We start from the raw sequence: 16686 nt of genomic DNA, 5'->3' as shown, positions 1-16686 counted from the left end.
TTTATTTCCTTTCTGTTCTTAACCATGGCAGCAGGTAATAAGATATAATTAATAAAATCTTATCTAATAATAAACCGACTATACCGATAACAAGAATACCCACTATAACGACTGGGGAATCTAGCATAATTCGGGCATCATTGATGCGATAGCCAATACCTGAGTTAGCTGCGATCATTTCTGCTGCAACGACTGTTGCCCAAGATAACCCCATTGCAAGCCTTAAACCTGTAAATAGGTTGGGAAGTAGTGATGGAATATAAATTTTTCGTAATTTTTGCCAGATATTGAATTGATAAAGATTACCTAATTCAATATAAGTCATAGGTGTCGTTTGTATTCCATTGATGGTACTTAGTAATATAGGGAAAAAGGCACTTTTTATAATAAGAATAATTTTAGTTACTTCACCAATCCCAAACCATAAAATTAATAATGGTATCCATGCTAGTGGAGGAATTTGACGTATAGCATTTAATGTCAGGTTGAAAATTTGGTTTGTTCGTAGCGACAATGCCATGATAATACCAAGAAAAAAAGCAAAAATAGCAGCGATAGCAAAGGCTATTAATACTCGGGATAAACTAATTGATAAATCTTGCCATAATTGCCCAGAATATAATTGGAAATTCAAAGAATGCCATGCTTGCGGAATAGATGGAAAAATAACAGGAGAAACACCTCCAATTGTTGTTGTAATATACCAAATTGTAAAAATAATGACTGGAAGTAGAAGTAAATAAAAACTGTTTTTCAACATGATATATAAACCTCAACTTATTTTATCGAAATATTGATTGAGGAAGCTCACATATGTTTTTGTATCCTGTAATCCAACGAGTTTATCCACTAATTTCCCATTATTTGAGACTGCAATAATAGGTATACTTCTAAGTGAATACTTTTGAAGAATTTCAACAGAATTATCTACAGAGAGATAATTGATTTTATTTATTGAGTAAAGTTTCACTAATGAAGGTAATAACTCATTCAATACTTTACATTTATTGCACCAATTAGCACCGAAGAAAATCAAATTATTTTTATTTTCATTAATAATTGAATAGAATGTTTCACTATCTATTTCATATATTTTATCGGAAAAGAAAAATATGTCAGATTTTTTGGAGGAATGATTATCTCCAGTGCGAGCAATACATAAGATATCATCATCTGGAATTTTATGTTTTATTATCCCTTCGATATACACTCCTGTAATTGTATCTTTAGGGGCTGCATTTGGTAATCGAAATTGAGAGACATCCAGAGGTGCTATGCTATTTTCTTCAGGTATATCTAATTGAGGGATCCAATCATAAGGGATTCTATAGGCACGATAGATCATATTATTGCGTTTTTTTCCTTCTCGCCAGTAAGGTGAGACATATTCCCACACAATCTCATGTTCAGCTGTTATTTCAATCAATCGCCCATTTGAGCCTTCGGTAATTAAAGTATTACCATTTGGTAGACGCTGAGCGCTACTTACATATGGGCTATAGAATCGACTCGAATCCATGGGAGATGCAAAACCTAGTTTTTCTGCATCATGTTGCCAAATAATTTCGAGAGTAACTGGGTTTATTTCTAATACTCGAGAACTATCTCTCCATGCATTTTTTAAGCCATATACAGATGAAGGGTTTGGTGCTCCATAACCAGCCCAACCTCCATTATCAAAAATTAACATATTTCCTGCACCTGGGAGGCCATGAGGTATAATATGAGCATGATGAGGTCCGATAATCCAACCAAGATGATGAACTTGTTTGTCGTTATAATCTGGTCCTAATTGCCAAACTATTTTTCCAGTTTTTCGACTAGTTATTCCGATTATATTTGCTTCTCTAGAATCCCAAATAATGTTATCAGGATGAAAACGTTCGTCTCCATTATCATAATGTAGATTTGGCCCTATACGAGACATGGTATTAATATGTAGATAATCTCCCATGCCTCCACCAGCACTACGCATATTTGGATCACGATATAAAACATTTCTAGCTTCTTCGCTGAAATTTAATTCTGAAAAGTGATCGCTAAATGCCCATTGCCAGATAATATTACCTTGCCAATCTACTTCGATAAAAATATCATCAAGTAGCCATTTATCTGATATTTCAGGTTTGTAAATATTTTGATGGCATAGTATTAGAGTATTTCCGCTATGGGTTTGTGATGTTAATGTAGGAGAATAATAACCAACAGGGTTTCCATCACGTTGAAAATCATGATGTTGTCTTGCCATCCATATTATTTCTTGATTAGGATCTTGTATTTTTTCTAATTTATTGAATGACCATATAATGTTACCATCCCAATCAAATTGAACTAAATCAACTTGATCTTGAACACCATATTTAGGTGATCGCAAACCATGACTACCAAATAAATATCCACCAGATAAAATTTTATTAGGGAAACCATCAACTCCTTGCCATAAATGCACTTCTCGACCATTCATATCAATTAATAGCGCACCTTTTCCTGGTGCGTTAAAAAGGGTATAACCACTAAATGTTTTTTCTTTATTGAAAATAGTAGTTCCTGAAGGATAAATACTTGGATGCCCCATATTAAATATTCCTATAGTAAATTTTTTCTATGTGGAATAATGGTGTAAAGGTAATGGCTTTTGAAATATTTTTTATTATGGTGTTATAACTTAATAGAACAATACAGTAATGTTCTATTAAGTGCTTATATTTATAATATTAAGTGATAAGAATATAATACGTAATTAATACAAAAAGTTAAAAATATAATTGATTTTTTCCTAGTGATGGTATGAGTATTGTTCATATCTTATGATCAGTAACACAGTATGAATGATATTAAACTATACATTATGTTAATTCATTTACTGATCGTTATTTACGGGCTAACATTGCGTTAGCCCGTAAAATTTAACGGCCTAAATAACTATCCCAATCTTTCCAAACGGGCTGTAAACCGGCTTGCACAAGGGCATGTGCGACTTGAGCGGCACTGCGGTTATCATTTGGGGAAAACTGTTCTAGCTCTTCTTTGGTATCTGCATAGCCCCCCGGTTGGGTTTTTGAGCCGGCACTGACGTTGTTAATTGCCAATGGCACCACGTGATCACGGAAATAAGGTGATTCACGGGTTGAGAGTGAAAGCTCGACATTCGGCGCCAGTAGGCGAAAAGCACAAATCAATTGCACTAATTCGGCTTCATTCATCAGTGATGCTGGTTCAACGCCACCTGCACAAGGGCGCAAGCGAGGAAAAGAGATAGAATAACGACTTTGCCAGTAGTATTGCTGTAAGTACAACAAATGTTCTGCAACCATATAGCAATCGGTACGCCAACTGTTTGATAAACCAATTAACGCGCCAAGGCCGATTTTATCTATACCTGCTTCTCCTAAACGTTCTGGGGTGGCTAGGCGCCAGTGAAAATCCTGCTTTTTACCTTTGAGATGATGTAGTTGATACGTGGGCTCATGGTAGGTTTCTTGATAAACCATCACACCGTCTAACCCCAAAGTTTTCAACTCCTTATATTCATCTGTGCTTAGTGGCTGCACTTCCATCATTAACGAACTGAAATAAGGGCGAATGATGGGGAATGTGTGGCGGAAGTAGTCCATACCCACTTTACTTTGGTGCTCCCCTGTAACCAGTAATAAGCTATCAAAACCAATTTTGCGAATGGTTTCGCACTCATTGATGATTTCAGCGTCATTTAGCGTTTTTCGCTTAATTTTATTACTCATCGAGAAACCGCAATAAGTACAATCGTTTGCGCATAGGTTCGATAAATAAAGTGGCACGTAAAAGCCAACAGCATGGCCAAAGCGTTGGCGGGTGAGTTTCTGGGCTTTTTGTGCCATCAGCTCAATATAGGGACGGGCAGCAGGGGAAAGCAGAGCCATAAAATCATCGAGTGTGAGTATATCTGCCGCCAAAGCGTGTTCCACATCGACAGCGGTTTTACTGTTTATCCGCAGTGTTGTATCGTCCCAATCCAGTGCTTGTAAGCGTTCTTGGAAACTTGGGATCATGATAAGGCTCCTAAAAAACGGGTCAATGGGCTGGACGCTTGCGCCTGTTGCTTCGGCGCAGCTAACCCGCTTTGATAAGCTAACTCAGCGGCTTCGACCGCGAGTTTAAACGCTTTTGCCATAAGTGCAGGTTGCTTCGCTACCGCGATTGCGGTATTGACTAAAACGGCATCGGCACCCATTTCGATGGCTTCTGCCGCATGGCTTGGCGCACCAATTCCGGCATCTACGACGACAGGCACAGAAGCTTGTTCAATAATGATACGGAGCATTTCTTTAGTTGCTAAGCCTTTGTTTGTGCCAATCGGTGAGCCTAATGGCATCACAGCGGCACAGCCTACTTCTTCCAAACGACGACAGAGTACTGGATCTGCGCTGCAATAAGGCAATACAACAAATCCCTCTTTAACGAGCTGCTCTGCGGCGAGTAATGTCTCGATGGGATCGGGTAGCAAATAACGCATATCTGGATGGATCTCAAGTTTGACCCAATTGGTACCGAGGGCTTCTCGAGCTAGGCGCGCTGCAAATACCGCCTCTTGGGCATTTTTCGCACCGGAGGTATTCGGTAATAGCTTCACACCCAATTCTTGCAGTGGCTGTAAAATACCATCATCTTGCCCACGTAAGTCAATACGTTTCATTGCCATTGTCACCAATTGACTGCCGGATGCCTCAATGGCGTCTTGCATTAGGTTGGCGCTGGCAAATTTACCTGTTCCAGTAAACAGGCGTGAGTGAAAAGTTAAATCTGCGATTTTTAACATTATTAGCCCCCAGCGATAGCTTGAAATAACAAGATATTGTCTTGGTCATTAATGAGATGTGAATCCCACTGACTCTTCGGAATGATCACTTGGTTGATAGCAAGTGCAGTTCCCACTATTGGCCGGTTGAGAGTGGAAAATAATTGATTAACCGTCAGTGGGGCGTCGAATTCCATAGGTTGGTCGTTAATTATGATATGCATGTTTCTTCCCGACAGATTGGACATTGCAATGACGGCGTTAATTGCAATGTATTCCATTGTTGCTGTTTCCCATCAAATAAACGCAATTTACCGCTCAGTGAAGAGGGAAGGCCGACAAGTAATTTAATGGCTTCTAGTGCTTGTAACGTGCCGATAATTCCAACTACAGGCCCTAATACCCCGGCAGTGCGGCAGTTGCGCTCGGGTTCATCTTTGTCTGGATATAAACAGGCATAGCAACCAGTACTAAATGGCGGTTCAAGTACCATTAATTGGCCGCCAAACCCAACCGCACTACCGCTAACTAAGGTTGTATTGGTCATGACACAAGCGGTATTGACCGCATGGCGAGTGGCCATGTTATCGCAGCAATCAAGCACTAAATCGACTTGTTCAGCTAAAGGAATTAAAGTCTCAACATCCAACTTCTGTGCGACAACATGGGTTCTTACCAATGGATTGAGCCGATGCAGCCTATCTGCGGCAAGCTGGGCTTTTGGCTGGCCGATATCATCGGTATCGTAAAGTACCTGCCGTTGTAAGTTAGAAACGTGCAAGTCATCGTGGTCAGCTAGCCACAATTCGCCGACACCAGCCCCCGTTAAATAAAGGGACGCGGGGGAGCCTAACCCCCCTAAGCCGACAATGAGGACTTTGCTATTTTTGAGTTTTTGTTGCCCCTCGGGACTAATGTCTTCGAGTAGTAGCTGACGGCTGTAACGCATGAATTCTTGGTCACTTAACATGATTGAATTCCTTAAATCATCACTCACCCTGTTTTATGATGATAAAGCAGGGCGAGTTATGTGATTAAAAATTGGCTAGTTGGCAGTATTTCGCTCAATTAAATCCAACAACGTTTCTGTTGCAGCGCGCCAATCATCGGCTTTGGTAATCGCACTGACCAGCGCAACACTACCTACCCCAGTTGCTAGCACTGCAGGGACTTTATCAATAGAAATTCCACCAATGGCGACAGTTGGGTAATCAGGCGTTGCTTCCACCATGGCTTTAAGCGTTTCTAAACCCTGAGGCGAAGAAGGCATTTCTTTCGTTTGTGTTGGAAAGATATGCCCCATAGCAATGTAAGAAGGACGCACGGATTTCGCGATAGCCAGTTCGTGCTCATCGTGCGTTGATATTCCTAACCGTAAGCCCGCTTGGTGGATTGCTAATAAATCGGTAGTTTCCAAATCTTCTTGGCCCAAATGTACGCCATAAGCACCCAACTCGACCGCTAAGCGCCAGTAATCATTAATAAATAAACGTGCGTTATGTTTTTTTCCTAGCGCAATCGCTTGTTGAATATCATCACGAACATCGGCATCAGGTTTGTCTTTGATGCGTAATTGGATGGTGGAAACACCTGCATTAAGCAAGCGTTCAATCCATTCAACGGAATCCACAACGGGGTAAAGCCCAAGGCGTTGTTTGGTCGCAGGAAAAGGACTATTTGGGATAGATATAGTATTTGGAATAGATATAGTATTTGGAATAGATATAGCACTAGGCAATTTTGGCATTTTCATCCACCTCTGCGTTCACAATTTCAGCACCATGGTAGAGCTCGCTGCCATGAGCACGGAAGGCTTCTGACATCTGTTCCATACCGGCTTCTTTTTGTGCCGCGTAGTCACGAACTTCTTGGGAAATCTTCATTGAACAGAATTTCGGTCCGCACATAGAACAGAAATGGGCAATTTTCCCAGAGGCTTGTGGTAAGGTTTCATCGTGATATTTGCGAGCAGTTTCAGGGTCTAATGCCAAGTTAAATTGGTCTTCCCAGCGAAATTCAAAACGGGCTTTGGACATGGCGTTATCACGGATCTGTGCACCAGGGTGCCCTTTAGCAAGGTCAGCGGCGTGGGCTGCAATCTTATAAGTGATTAGCCCTTGCTTAACATCGTCTTTATTCGGCAATCCCAAGTGTTCTTTCGGGGTGACATAGCATAACATTGCACAGCCAAACCAGCCGATCATGGCGGCACCAATACCAGAAGTAAAGTGGTCATAACCCGGAGCAATATCGGTTGTGAGTGGGCCTAAGGTATAGAATGGCGCTTCGTGGCAATGTTCCAATTCTTCCGTCATATTACGGCGGATCATTTGCATTGGTACGTGGCCAGGGCCTTCGATCATGACTTGGACATCATATTCCCACGCAATTTTGGTTAACTCACCAAGGGTATGTAATTCGGCAAATTGTGCTTCATCGTTGGCGTCTTGGATTGAGCCTGGGCGCAGGCCATCCCCTAATGACAAGGAAACGTCGTAAGCGGCACAAATTTCACAGATTTCACGGAAGTGCTCATACAGGAAGTTTTCTTGGTGATGAGACAAGCACCATTTGGCCATGATGGAGCCACCGCGAGAGACGATCCCTGTTAGGCGCTTGGCGGTCATCGGTACATAGCGTAGTAATACGCCGGCATGGATAGTGAAGTAATCGACGCCTTGCTCTGCTTGTTCTAATAATGTGTCACGGAACATTTCCCACGTGAGATTTTCGGCGACACCGTTTACTTTTTCGAGCGCTTGGTAAATCGGAACCGTACCAATAGGCACCGGGCTGTTACGTAAAATCCATTCGCGAGTTTCGTGAATATAACGGCCAGTAGATAAATCCATGACGGTATCCGCCCCCCAACGTGTTGACCAAATCAGTTTTTCGACTTCTTCTTCAATGGATGAGGTGACCGATGAATTACCAATATTAGCATTAACCTTAACCAAGAAATTGCGGCCAATAATCATTGGTTCTGATTCAGGATGGTTGATATTGGCTGGGATAATGGCGCGACCCGCCGCCACTTCTTGGCGAACAAATTCAGGGGTAATATTCTCCGGTAAATTTGCGCCAAAGCCTTGGCCTGGATGTTGTTGCAATAAAACTTCGCCACGAATACGTTCACGCCCCATATTTTCGCGGATTGCAATAAACTCCATTTCAGGGGTTACGATGCCTTTACGTGCATAGTGTAATTGGGTAACACACTTGTTAGTTTGGGCTTTTAATGGGTGAGGGCGGTTGTTAAAGCGCAGATGATCAAGACCTGCATCAGCAAGGCGTTGCTGGGTAAAATCGGAACTTAAATTTTCGACAGGTACGGTATCAGCTCGTTCACTTATCCATGGCGCACGAATTTTTTTAAGGCCTTTATGCACATTTAATTCAGAAACTGGGTCGCCGTAAGGGCCAGATGTATCATAGATAGGAACAGGTTCGTTATCTTCAAATTGTGGGTTGTCTTTATCGCCACCAATCAAGGTTTGAGAGAGCTGGATTTCTCGCATCGGGACTTGGATATCGTCTCTAGAACCTTGTAAATAAATGCGCTGTGAATTAGGAAACGAAACGCCAGAAACGGTATTAATAAAATTTTCAGCGGCATCACGTTGAGCTTTACGGGTACGAGCGGGTGCTGCTTGTGGCGATAAATCAGCAGTAGGGATGATATTTTGTTCTGTATTATTGGACATAGCAATTTCCTGACATTGTCACGGCTATCACAGTTTTATGTGTAGCGGGTTTATCGAAAGAAAGTTGCTTGTCAGGAGTTCGGAGGAGTAATAAAAAGACGTTGCGGCTAATTTTTCACCAAATGTGAGGTGATAAACTAACGCTGAGTGATTACTCTTGTTCCCTTCGCGGGTATTAACCCGATCAGGTTCCGCGGATCCCGAATTAACGGTCTCAGCCTGATGCAAATGCATGCTAGGCACTCCGACAAGAGATTTCAGTATAAGCTTTCCTCGTTATTCTTCAAGCGATAAGTGCGTTGGCTGCTCTCGGCTACCCAAGTCACATACTTATGTATGCTCCTTGGGATATCCTCATTTGCCGCCTTCTTCTCACTTGAATAATTTAGAGGAAAGTAAAATGGAATAAGGTTATTTCCTTGTTATTTTTCAAGGGATAAGTGCTTCCTCGTCATTCTTCGCGCGATAGGTGCGTCGATTTCATAGATTTACCCGAATCACATACTTATGTATGCTCATCGGGATAATTCTATTTATCTCCTTCCTCTAGCACGAATAATTTAGAGGAACCTTTGAAAAGATTAGTTAGTTAAAACCAAAATTAAAACCAAGTTTGAAATTAAAATTGGGCTTACAAACCCCAAGTATATTGTGGCCAATTGTGTTCGAGTGCGGCTTGCGTTAGGCGTTCGTCACCGTTGATAATAAATACTTCATCGGCGAATTGGCACATCGGGAGATCGTTGGCGGAGTCGGTGTAGAAATACACATAGGCGTCAGTGATCGGTTGGTGACGGACCCAAGCTAATAGGCGTTTGACTTTACCTTCCTTAAAGGTTGGAATACCGTCGATCTCTGTGGTGTAGCAGCCATCTTGTTGCTTGATATCGATCCCCATCGCGACATCCGCACCTAGTTTCGCAGCAATTTTTTTCACAATAAATGAAACGGTTGCGGAGATCACAATAATTGGGATCTCTTTAGCTCGATAATTTGCGATCGTTCTAATGGCGTCAGGGTAGACTCGCGGTAAAATCACGTTTTGTACGAAATCATCCAACCAGATATCCACTTGCTCAGCTTTTACATTGGCGAGGGTTTGTAGGTTAAAATGCAGGTAAGTCGGCATATCCAAAGTGCCTGCATTATACTGCGCCATCATGGCTTTATCTGCCTCCACAAATTGTGGGTCGCTAATGATTTGCTTATCCCACAGATATTGTGTCCACAATACACTGCTATCACCTTGAATTAACGTATCATCTAAGTCAAAAATGGCCAGTCGGTTTTGCATTATATTCCTATCTACTTATTAACTAAGTGTGCGAATTTCATTTTTATTAAACATAAGTTCAAGGCGAGTTCCAGGTTCAAATAAACGCTCAGATGAGCGGTTAAGTAAATCCACCGTCATATCACCTGCAGGGGTATTCACACTATAACGAATAATATTGCCAAGCAACTGATGGTCCAATATCACGGCATCAACAGGGTGAGAAATATGGCTACCGTATTGGCGCCCCGCTTCTTTGACATATATAGACTCAGGGCGGATAGCAAGTGTACCTTGTAAATTAAGGCCTAACATCGTATTGGCCTTTTCGGAATCAACAAGGTTGTAATGGCCCATAAACCGAGCGACAAATTCTGTTGCTGGTTGGGTATAAATATTCTCTGCCGTATCACTTTGCACGATCTGCCCTTTATTCATCAAAAAGATCCTATCGGACATGATCATCGCTTCATCTTGATCATGAGTAACAAAAATGGTGGTTAAGCCTAATTCACGTTGAATTTGGCGAATTTGCTGGCGTAAGTGCTTGCGAATCCGTGCATCAAGAGCGGAAAGCGGCTCATCAAGTAACAAAATTTGCGGTTTCATCACTAATGCTCTTGCGAGTGCTACTCGTTGGCGTTGTCCCCCTGATAGTTGATGGGGAAATTGTTGTTCTTTTCCTTGTAACTCAACTAATTCAATCACTTCAGCGACTGCTTTAGATCTGGCTTGGCTATCAATTTTACGCATTTTTAAACCAAACGCGATATTGTCAACCACAGTCATATTGGGAAATAACGCATAACTTTGGAACACCATGCCAACACCGCGTTGCTGTGCGGCTTGGTGGGTTACATTCTGGCGATTAATATAAAGTTCGCCATCATTAAGTTGTTCAAGCCCTGCGATACAGCGTAATAAAGTCGATTTTCCGCAACCACTTGGCCCAAGTAGGGTAATAAATTCGCCTTTTTCGATAGTAAATTGAATATCAGCAAATACCTGATTAGTGCCAAAAGACTTGGCTAAATTTTCCGCAATAACATAACTCATCATTCATCTCCTGAACGATTTAATCGCATTGCTAACCATGTCAGCAACAAGGTAAACAGAAAATATGACATCACCAGAGCAGAAGTGAAATGCCCGCTGGTTTGTCGCATATTGAAAAGATAGATTTGCAAGGTTTCATAACGTGTTCCCACAAGGATATTGGCAAACACAAATTCACCCATTAAAAATGAAAATGAAATTAATAATGAGACCAACATACCTTTGCGAATATTGGGTAACACAATCATCATAAAGGCTTGGAAGGTACTGGCACCGAGTAAATGCGCGGCATCTATTAAGTCATGTAAATTAATGCCTTGAAAGCTATTCGCAAGAGCACGATACATAAAAGGTAACGTGATGGTGAAATAAGTACCAATCAGGATCCAAGGTGTACCAACCAACATGAATGGTTCATCAGCAAATATTTGCAGCAAGCCAACCGATGAGACCACAGGCGGGATCGCAAAAGGCAAAATAATGAGTAAATCCATCATCCCTTTGAGTTTGGGGAACCGATAAAATACCGCAAACGTCATGGGTAAAATAATTAATGTGCTAACCAGTAACGTACCAAAGCAAATTATTAATGAACGACCAAATGCCATGAGAAAACGCGGGTCTTGCCACAATTGTAGATACCATTTAATCGACAAGGCATCAGGTAGCACAGTGGCTCCCCAAGAGCTGGCGATGGAATACAAAAATGTGGCAATAATAGGTAGCGCTAATAGGCTAGCAACACTGATTAGTACTAACTTATGAAGCAATAATCCAGAGGGTTTATTGCTATTGGTTATAACTGGGCTAATCGCATTATTATTTTGCATGGTAGCTCCGCTTGATTAACCAATGATGGATAGCCGTGATAAAAGCTAAGATAGTGATAAGTAGCATTGATAAAGCCGCAGCCATATTCGGCTCGAGAAATAAATCACCGGAAACTAAACTGGCAATTCGGATAGTCACAAGGTTGTAATTACCACTTGTTAACGCATAGGTACTGGCGTATGCGCCCATTGCATTAGCAATTAGGATAATAAAGGTGCCAAGTAGAGCAGGGGAAAGCACCGGAATAGCAACTTTTAGCCAATAGGTTAGTTTGCTTGCTCCCATCGTTTTTGCTGCGTCTTCCCATTCAGGTTTTAGTGCGTCAAAGGCGGGATAAAGCAACAGAACACCTAATGGGATCTGAAAATATACATACAACAGCATTAACCCGCTGGCGCTATAGATATTGAAATCTTCGATAATCCCCCATGACTTGAGTTGCAAGGTAATCGCCCCATTGAAGCCCAAAATAATAATGAATGCGAAAGCAAGAGGAACACCGCTGAAATTACTGGCCATGGTGGTGAAGGAAATCATTATCCGGCGAATTTTCCCTTGCATTTTATAAATGGAAAATGCCGTGATACTCGAAATGAATAAGCCAATTACACTGCAACTAATGGAAAGCCATAAGGTATTTTCAAACGCTTGCAAGTAAAAATCATTATTGAATACTTCAAGATAGTTACCTAATGACCATGCTTCTTCGTAGATAAAGCTATTAATGAGCACCCAAATCATTGGGGCGATTTGGAATAAACTAAATAGTACAAAGAATGGTAGCAGTAGCAGTGCAGCGCGCCAATGAAAACGAGCAAAGCGTTTTTTTAACATGGCAATTTTTCCCTGTGGTTGGAATGTCTGCTCACAGGAAGCAGGGATATCAGCCATTACAAACCTCCTCGTAATAGTGCATCACAAACAGGTTTATCCAGAGAGTTGGCACCAAGTAAACGACAGATGGTTCCACAAATCGCGGTTTGCTCAATATCGCAGGGTTGATGAGAAAATTGCGAACCGACGACAAACAATGGGACTAAACACTCTTCAGGAAGTGTCCCTCCGTGGCTACGATCATTATTCATCCCATGATCACTAGTGATCAGGATTTGATAACCTTGCTCAATCCATGTGGGAATATAATTCGACAGGATGATATCTGCATGGCGTGCTGCATTACGATATTGCGGCGAATCAAAACCGAACTTGTGCCCGGTGTCGTCTATATTCATAGGGTGAATCAATAAAAAATCAGGGTTAAATTGAGTGCGTAAATATTCCGCATCGACAAATAAGTGATCATCAGGGTAATGGTCTGCTTGATAAAAGCAGCCATGCTGGATAGCTAGCGATTCATCGTGAGTAAAACGGTCTCTTGTTGCGACGAAAGGCGCTCGGTTATACAGCTCACTCACCCAATAATAAGCGGCGGCGGCGGTCGTTTTGCCGGCAAGGCGCGCGAGAGAGAATATGCTGTCAAAATGGGATAAACGGATAATTTGGTTATTCACAATACCGCTTTTGACAGGAGGAACTCCCGTTAGTATGCACTCATATAAAGGGCGAGACATCGAAGGAAGCTTGCACTCTAATTGGTAAAGTGTTGCACTGTCGGCTTTGATTAAGCCGTTAAGATAGCCCATACAATGATGGGCTACTGAATAACTTAAACCGTCTAGGACAACAAGTATGACTTTCTCAGACATTAACTTTTCCTAAAATCAATACATTAAATTACTGCTGGTGGATCAAAACTTGTTGCTGCCACATTTTAGGGAGATTACGGGACGATTTTTCCCAGCCATCTGCATTTTTAATTGGCTGAACATTTTTATATTGTTCTTCTGGTAATAATTTGGCTTTAATATCGTCAGGTAATGTTAGATATTGTGCACGAATTGGCCGAGCGTAGCCTTCAGCAAGGTTTAATTGGCCTTTGTCACTGAAAATAAATTCACGAGCTAATTTTGCTGCATTTGGGTTTTTGGCAAATTTATTGATGATAGTGGTGTAACCTGAAATGACAGAACCGTCAGATGGGATCACGACAGTAAAGTGATCACGGTTGATTTGATCACGGTAATTCAGTGCGTTAAAGTCCCATAAGATGCCAACTTCGACTTCACCTTTTTCGATATTTGCGACAGTTGGGTCATTAACGGATAGGCGTTTTTGTTTGGCGAGTTCAGCAAAAAATTCAATGGCAGGTTTTAGGTTATTTTCGTCACCACCACGGGCAAATGCGGCGGCCAGTACAGCATTATTGGCTTGTGCAGCGATTCCAACATCCCCAACGGTGACTTTATATTTCCCTTTTAATAGGTCATCCCAGCTTTTCGGCGCATCTTTCACTAGATCATTATTAATCATAAAAGCAATTGACCCTGTATAGGCTAAAGCCCAATGGCCGTCTTTGTCTTTTGCCCAATCAGGAATTTGTGCCCAAGTTGTTGGTTTATAAGGTTGAGTCACACCTTTTTGCACGGCAACAGGCCCAAAAGAGGCACCTACATCACCAATATCTGCGGTCGCATTATTTTTTTCTGCGGCAAATTTGGCAATTTCTTGGGCGGAGCTCATATCGGTATCTTGATGCTTCAACCCATATTGCGTCGCTAAGTCTTGCCAAGTTCCTTTCCAATTAGCCCAAGAGTCAGGCATTCCAACGCTGTAAACTTGCCCTTCTTTTTTCGCTGCATCGATTAACTCTGCTAAATTAGCATCAGCAGCTAATGTCACACTGGATGCAGTCAATGATAGTAAAATCGCAGGAACGATAGTTTTCATTATTTTCTCACTTTTGAAGAACGGTGAACCGTATTGGTTACTTAGCATCCTAATTTTAAGAGGTGACAGTTAGTTGACCCTTTTATGACAGTTTTTAGACATTTTATGGAATGGAACGTCTAAAAAGTGTCAAAATTGATAATGAAAAATAATGAAACAAACGTTTGAATGACATTGCGCCAAAGAAGTGTATTGTGTCATTAATAGATTTATTTTTTCGACAATAAAAACTAACAAAAGATATGAAAAATGAATAAGTTAAAATTATCAGGAACTGAAAGTGGTTGGTGGTTTATCTGTTTTTCCGGGCGTTTGTGGCTACCTCATGGAGATATTCCACGAGGCATGGCAAAGGACTATTTGTTAGAAGGAAAAATAGCGACACCAATTGGTGAGTGGCAAGGGGAAATTGTCTGGTTGATAGCCGAAAAAATGCCATCAGATATGGCATCTCCCCGTATTGTTGCTGCGCAAGATGAGGGTTTATTTCGTCTCGCTGGGCGAGGCGTGCAATTGGCGGAGTTTTATCGTTCTCATCGTTATTGCGGCTATTGTGGTACTGCAATGCGCCATAGTGAAACAGAATGGGCGTGTTTGTGTGACCATTGCCATGAGCGCTATTACCCGCAGATTGCCCCTTGTATTATCGTGGGGATCCGACGTGATGACCATATTCTATTAGCTCAGCACCGGCGCCATTCGCAAAATCCATTATTTACCGTATTAGCGGGCTTTGTTGAAGTGGGTGAAACACTAGAAGAGGCTGTTATGCGCGAAGTCATGGAAGAGAGCAATATAAAAGTGAAAAATATTCGCTACGTATCTTCACAGCCATGGCCTTTTCCTCATTCTTTAATGATGGGCTTTCTCGCGGATTATGAGAGTGGTGATATTAAAGTAGACCCGAAGGAGTTGGTGAGCGCAAATTGGTATCATTACAATGAACTGCCTTTGATCCCACCCGCGGACACCATAGCTAGGCGTTTGATTGAAGATACGGTCGCATTGTGTCGTCAAAGTGATTATGAAACGGGAAAATAGCACAGCGCTGATATTGTTATCATTAACATGATACAATAATGAACTTCGCTCTTAGCCATTTGCGGCGGCCACTTATAATAATGGAGTAAATAATGACTGAGTTAAAAAATGACCGCTATCTACGTGCTTTGCTACGTCAGCCTGTAGATGTGACCCCTGTATGGATGATGCGTCAAGCAGGGCGTTACCTGCCTGAATATAAAGCAACTCGCGCTGAAGCTGGTGATTTTATTGCTCTGTGCAAAAACACCGAATTGGCTTGTGAAGTGACATTACAGCCATTACGTCGTTTTCCATTAGACGCTGCAATTTTATTTTCTGATATTCTCACTATCCCTGATGCAATGGGGCTTGGGTTATATTTCGAAACAGGTGAAGGCCCACGTTTTCATAAACCGATTATGAGCGCGGCAGATGTAAAAAACATCCCTATTCCTGATCCTGAAATGGAACTTGGTTATGTAATGGATGCCGTTCGTGCCATCCGTAAAGCCCTTGAAGGTAATGTGCCACTGATTGGTTTCTCTGGTAGCCCGTGGACACTGGCGACTTATATGGTGGAAGGTGGCAGTAGCAAAGCATTCACTAAAATCAAAAAGATGATGTACGAAGACCCGAACACATTACATTTGTTATTGGATAAACTGGCGGACAGTGTCATTTTATACTTGAATGCTCAAATTCGTGCAGGCGCACAGTCCGTGATGATTTTTGATACATGGGGTGGGGTGTTAACTAAGCGTGATTATTTACAGTTTTCACTGAATTATATGCATAAAATTATTGATGGCTTAATTCGTGAAAATGATGGTCGCCGTGTTCCTGTCACCTTATTTACTAAAGGTGGAGGCCAGTGGTTAGAGGAAATGGCGGCAACGGGTTGCGATGCATTAGGCCTTGATTGGACGACTGAAATTGCTGATGCTCGTCGTCGTGTTGGTGATAAAGTCGCTTTACAAGGTAATATGGATCCATCCATGTTATATGCACCACCTGCGCGTATAGAAGAAGAAGTGCAAAATATTCTATCTGGCTTCGGCCAAGGTGAAGGGCACGTATTCAATTTAGGCCATGGTATTCATCAGGATGTTCCACCTGAGCATGCAGGTGCATTTGTGGATGCAGTTCACCGTTTATCCCGCCAATATCATCAATAATTATCGTTTATTGATCTTCTAGGTTTGTGGTGTATTTATAGAATCTTGTAAGTACACCATTAT

16 protein-coding genes and 1 riboswitch are annotated in these 16686 nt (G+C 41.7%); of the genes, 2 read left to right on the top strand and 14 right to left on the bottom strand.

The window, feature by feature from the left end:
- Position 1 precedes the first annotated feature (1 nt).
- The 14 genes from M1F25_RS20085 to M1F25_RS20020 all read right to left on the bottom strand — a co-directional run bounded on the left by M1F25_RS20085 (position 2) and on the right by M1F25_RS20020 (position 14425).
- Positions 2–760: an ABC transporter permease gene (locus M1F25_RS20085; RefSeq protein WP_112307480.1), complete on the bottom strand. Its 759-nt coding sequence runs from the start codon at positions 758–760 to the stop codon at positions 2–4.
- A gap of 12 nt (positions 761–772) precedes the next feature.
- A complete protein-coding gene (locus M1F25_RS20080) occupies positions 773–2575 on the bottom strand; it encodes an arylsulfotransferase family protein (protein WP_181488819.1) in 1803 nt (600 codons plus the stop codon).
- Positions 2576–2906: 331 nt separating this feature from the next.
- Positions 2907–4028 (bottom strand): 2-iminoacetate synthase ThiH, encoded by a 1122-nt coding sequence (gene thiH / locus M1F25_RS20075; RefSeq protein WP_181488817.1) that lies wholly within the window; start codon positions 4026–4028, stop codon positions 2907–2909.
- Complete coding sequence (locus M1F25_RS20070; RefSeq protein WP_004264496.1) at positions 4025–4795, bottom strand: thiazole synthase; 771 nt, start codon at positions 4793–4795, stop codon at positions 4025–4027. The genes thiH and M1F25_RS20070 overlap by 4 nt, the downstream gene beginning before the upstream one ends.
- Before the next feature lie 2 nt (positions 4796–4797).
- Positions 4798–4998: a sulfur carrier protein ThiS gene (gene thiS, locus M1F25_RS20065; protein ID WP_004264499.1), complete on the bottom strand. Its 201-nt coding sequence runs from the start codon at positions 4996–4998 to the stop codon at positions 4798–4800.
- Positions 4986–5744 (bottom strand): HesA/MoeB/ThiF family protein, encoded by a 759-nt coding sequence (locus tag M1F25_RS20060; protein WP_096865030.1) that lies wholly within the window; start codon positions 5742–5744, stop codon positions 4986–4988. Before M1F25_RS20060 ends, thiS begins: the two co-directional genes overlap by 13 nt.
- A gap of 75 nt (positions 5745–5819) precedes the next feature.
- Entirely contained in the window at positions 5820–6521 is a 702-nt protein-coding gene (gene thiE / locus M1F25_RS20055) for a thiamine phosphate synthase (protein WP_228677528.1), read from the bottom strand.
- Positions 6505–8478 carry a phosphomethylpyrimidine synthase ThiC gene (thiC, locus tag M1F25_RS20050; protein WP_136135115.1) on the bottom strand — a complete coding sequence of 658 codons (1974 nt, stop codon included), beginning with the start codon at positions 8476–8478 and terminating at the stop codon, positions 6505–6507. Before thiC ends, thiE begins: the two co-directional genes overlap by 17 nt.
- A gap of 144 nt (positions 8479–8622) precedes the next feature.
- Positions 8623–8735: riboswitch (TPP riboswitch) on the bottom strand.
- 374 nt (positions 8736–9109) lie between these two features.
- Positions 9110–9772 carry an HAD family hydrolase gene (locus M1F25_RS20045; RefSeq protein WP_181488815.1) on the bottom strand — a complete coding sequence of 221 codons (663 nt, stop codon included), beginning with the start codon at positions 9770–9772 and terminating at the stop codon, positions 9110–9112.
- 18 nt (positions 9773–9790) lie between these two features.
- Positions 9791–10807 carry an ABC transporter ATP-binding protein gene (locus M1F25_RS20040; protein WP_036958879.1) on the bottom strand — a complete coding sequence of 339 codons (1017 nt, stop codon included), beginning with the start codon at positions 10805–10807 and terminating at the stop codon, positions 9791–9793.
- On the bottom strand, positions 10807–11637 hold the full coding sequence (locus tag M1F25_RS20035; protein ID WP_094962817.1) for an ABC transporter permease: 831 nt from the start codon (positions 11635–11637) through the stop codon (positions 10807–10809). The genes M1F25_RS20040 and M1F25_RS20035 overlap by 1 nt, the downstream gene beginning before the upstream one ends.
- Complete coding sequence (locus M1F25_RS20030; protein WP_144140724.1) at positions 11627–12529, bottom strand: ABC transporter permease; 903 nt, start codon at positions 12527–12529, stop codon at positions 11627–11629. Before M1F25_RS20030 ends, M1F25_RS20035 begins: the two co-directional genes overlap by 11 nt.
- Positions 12529–13344, bottom strand: a complete 816-nt coding sequence (locus M1F25_RS20025; protein WP_181488813.1) for an alkaline phosphatase family protein — start codon at positions 13342–13344, stop codon at positions 12529–12531. Before M1F25_RS20025 ends, M1F25_RS20030 begins: the two co-directional genes overlap by 1 nt.
- Before the next feature lie 28 nt (positions 13345–13372).
- Positions 13373–14425, bottom strand: coding sequence for an ABC transporter substrate-binding protein (locus M1F25_RS20020; protein WP_181488811.1), 1053 nt, complete (start codon positions 14423–14425; stop codon positions 13373–13375).
- Positions 14426–14674: 249 nt separating this feature from the next.
- Between M1F25_RS20020 and nudC the strand changes: the two genes are divergently transcribed.
- Entirely contained in the window at positions 14675–15466 is a 792-nt protein-coding gene (nudC, locus tag M1F25_RS20015) for an NAD(+) diphosphatase (RefSeq protein ID WP_004264517.1), read from the top strand.
- 92 nt (positions 15467–15558) lie between these two features.
- Positions 15559–16623 carry a uroporphyrinogen decarboxylase gene (gene hemE / locus M1F25_RS20010; RefSeq protein ID WP_004264519.1) on the top strand — a complete coding sequence of 355 codons (1065 nt, stop codon included), beginning with the start codon at positions 15559–15561 and terminating at the stop codon, positions 16621–16623.
- Positions 16624–16686: the final 63 nt, after the last annotated feature.

This window comes from Providencia sp. PROV109 (genome assembly GCF_033681625.1).
Classification (GTDB): domain Bacteria; phylum Pseudomonadota; class Gammaproteobacteria; order Enterobacterales; family Enterobacteriaceae; genus Providencia; species Providencia hangzhouensis.
Note: the sequence above shows the minus strand (reverse complement) of the source record. Positions and strands in the feature narration are given on the sequence as shown.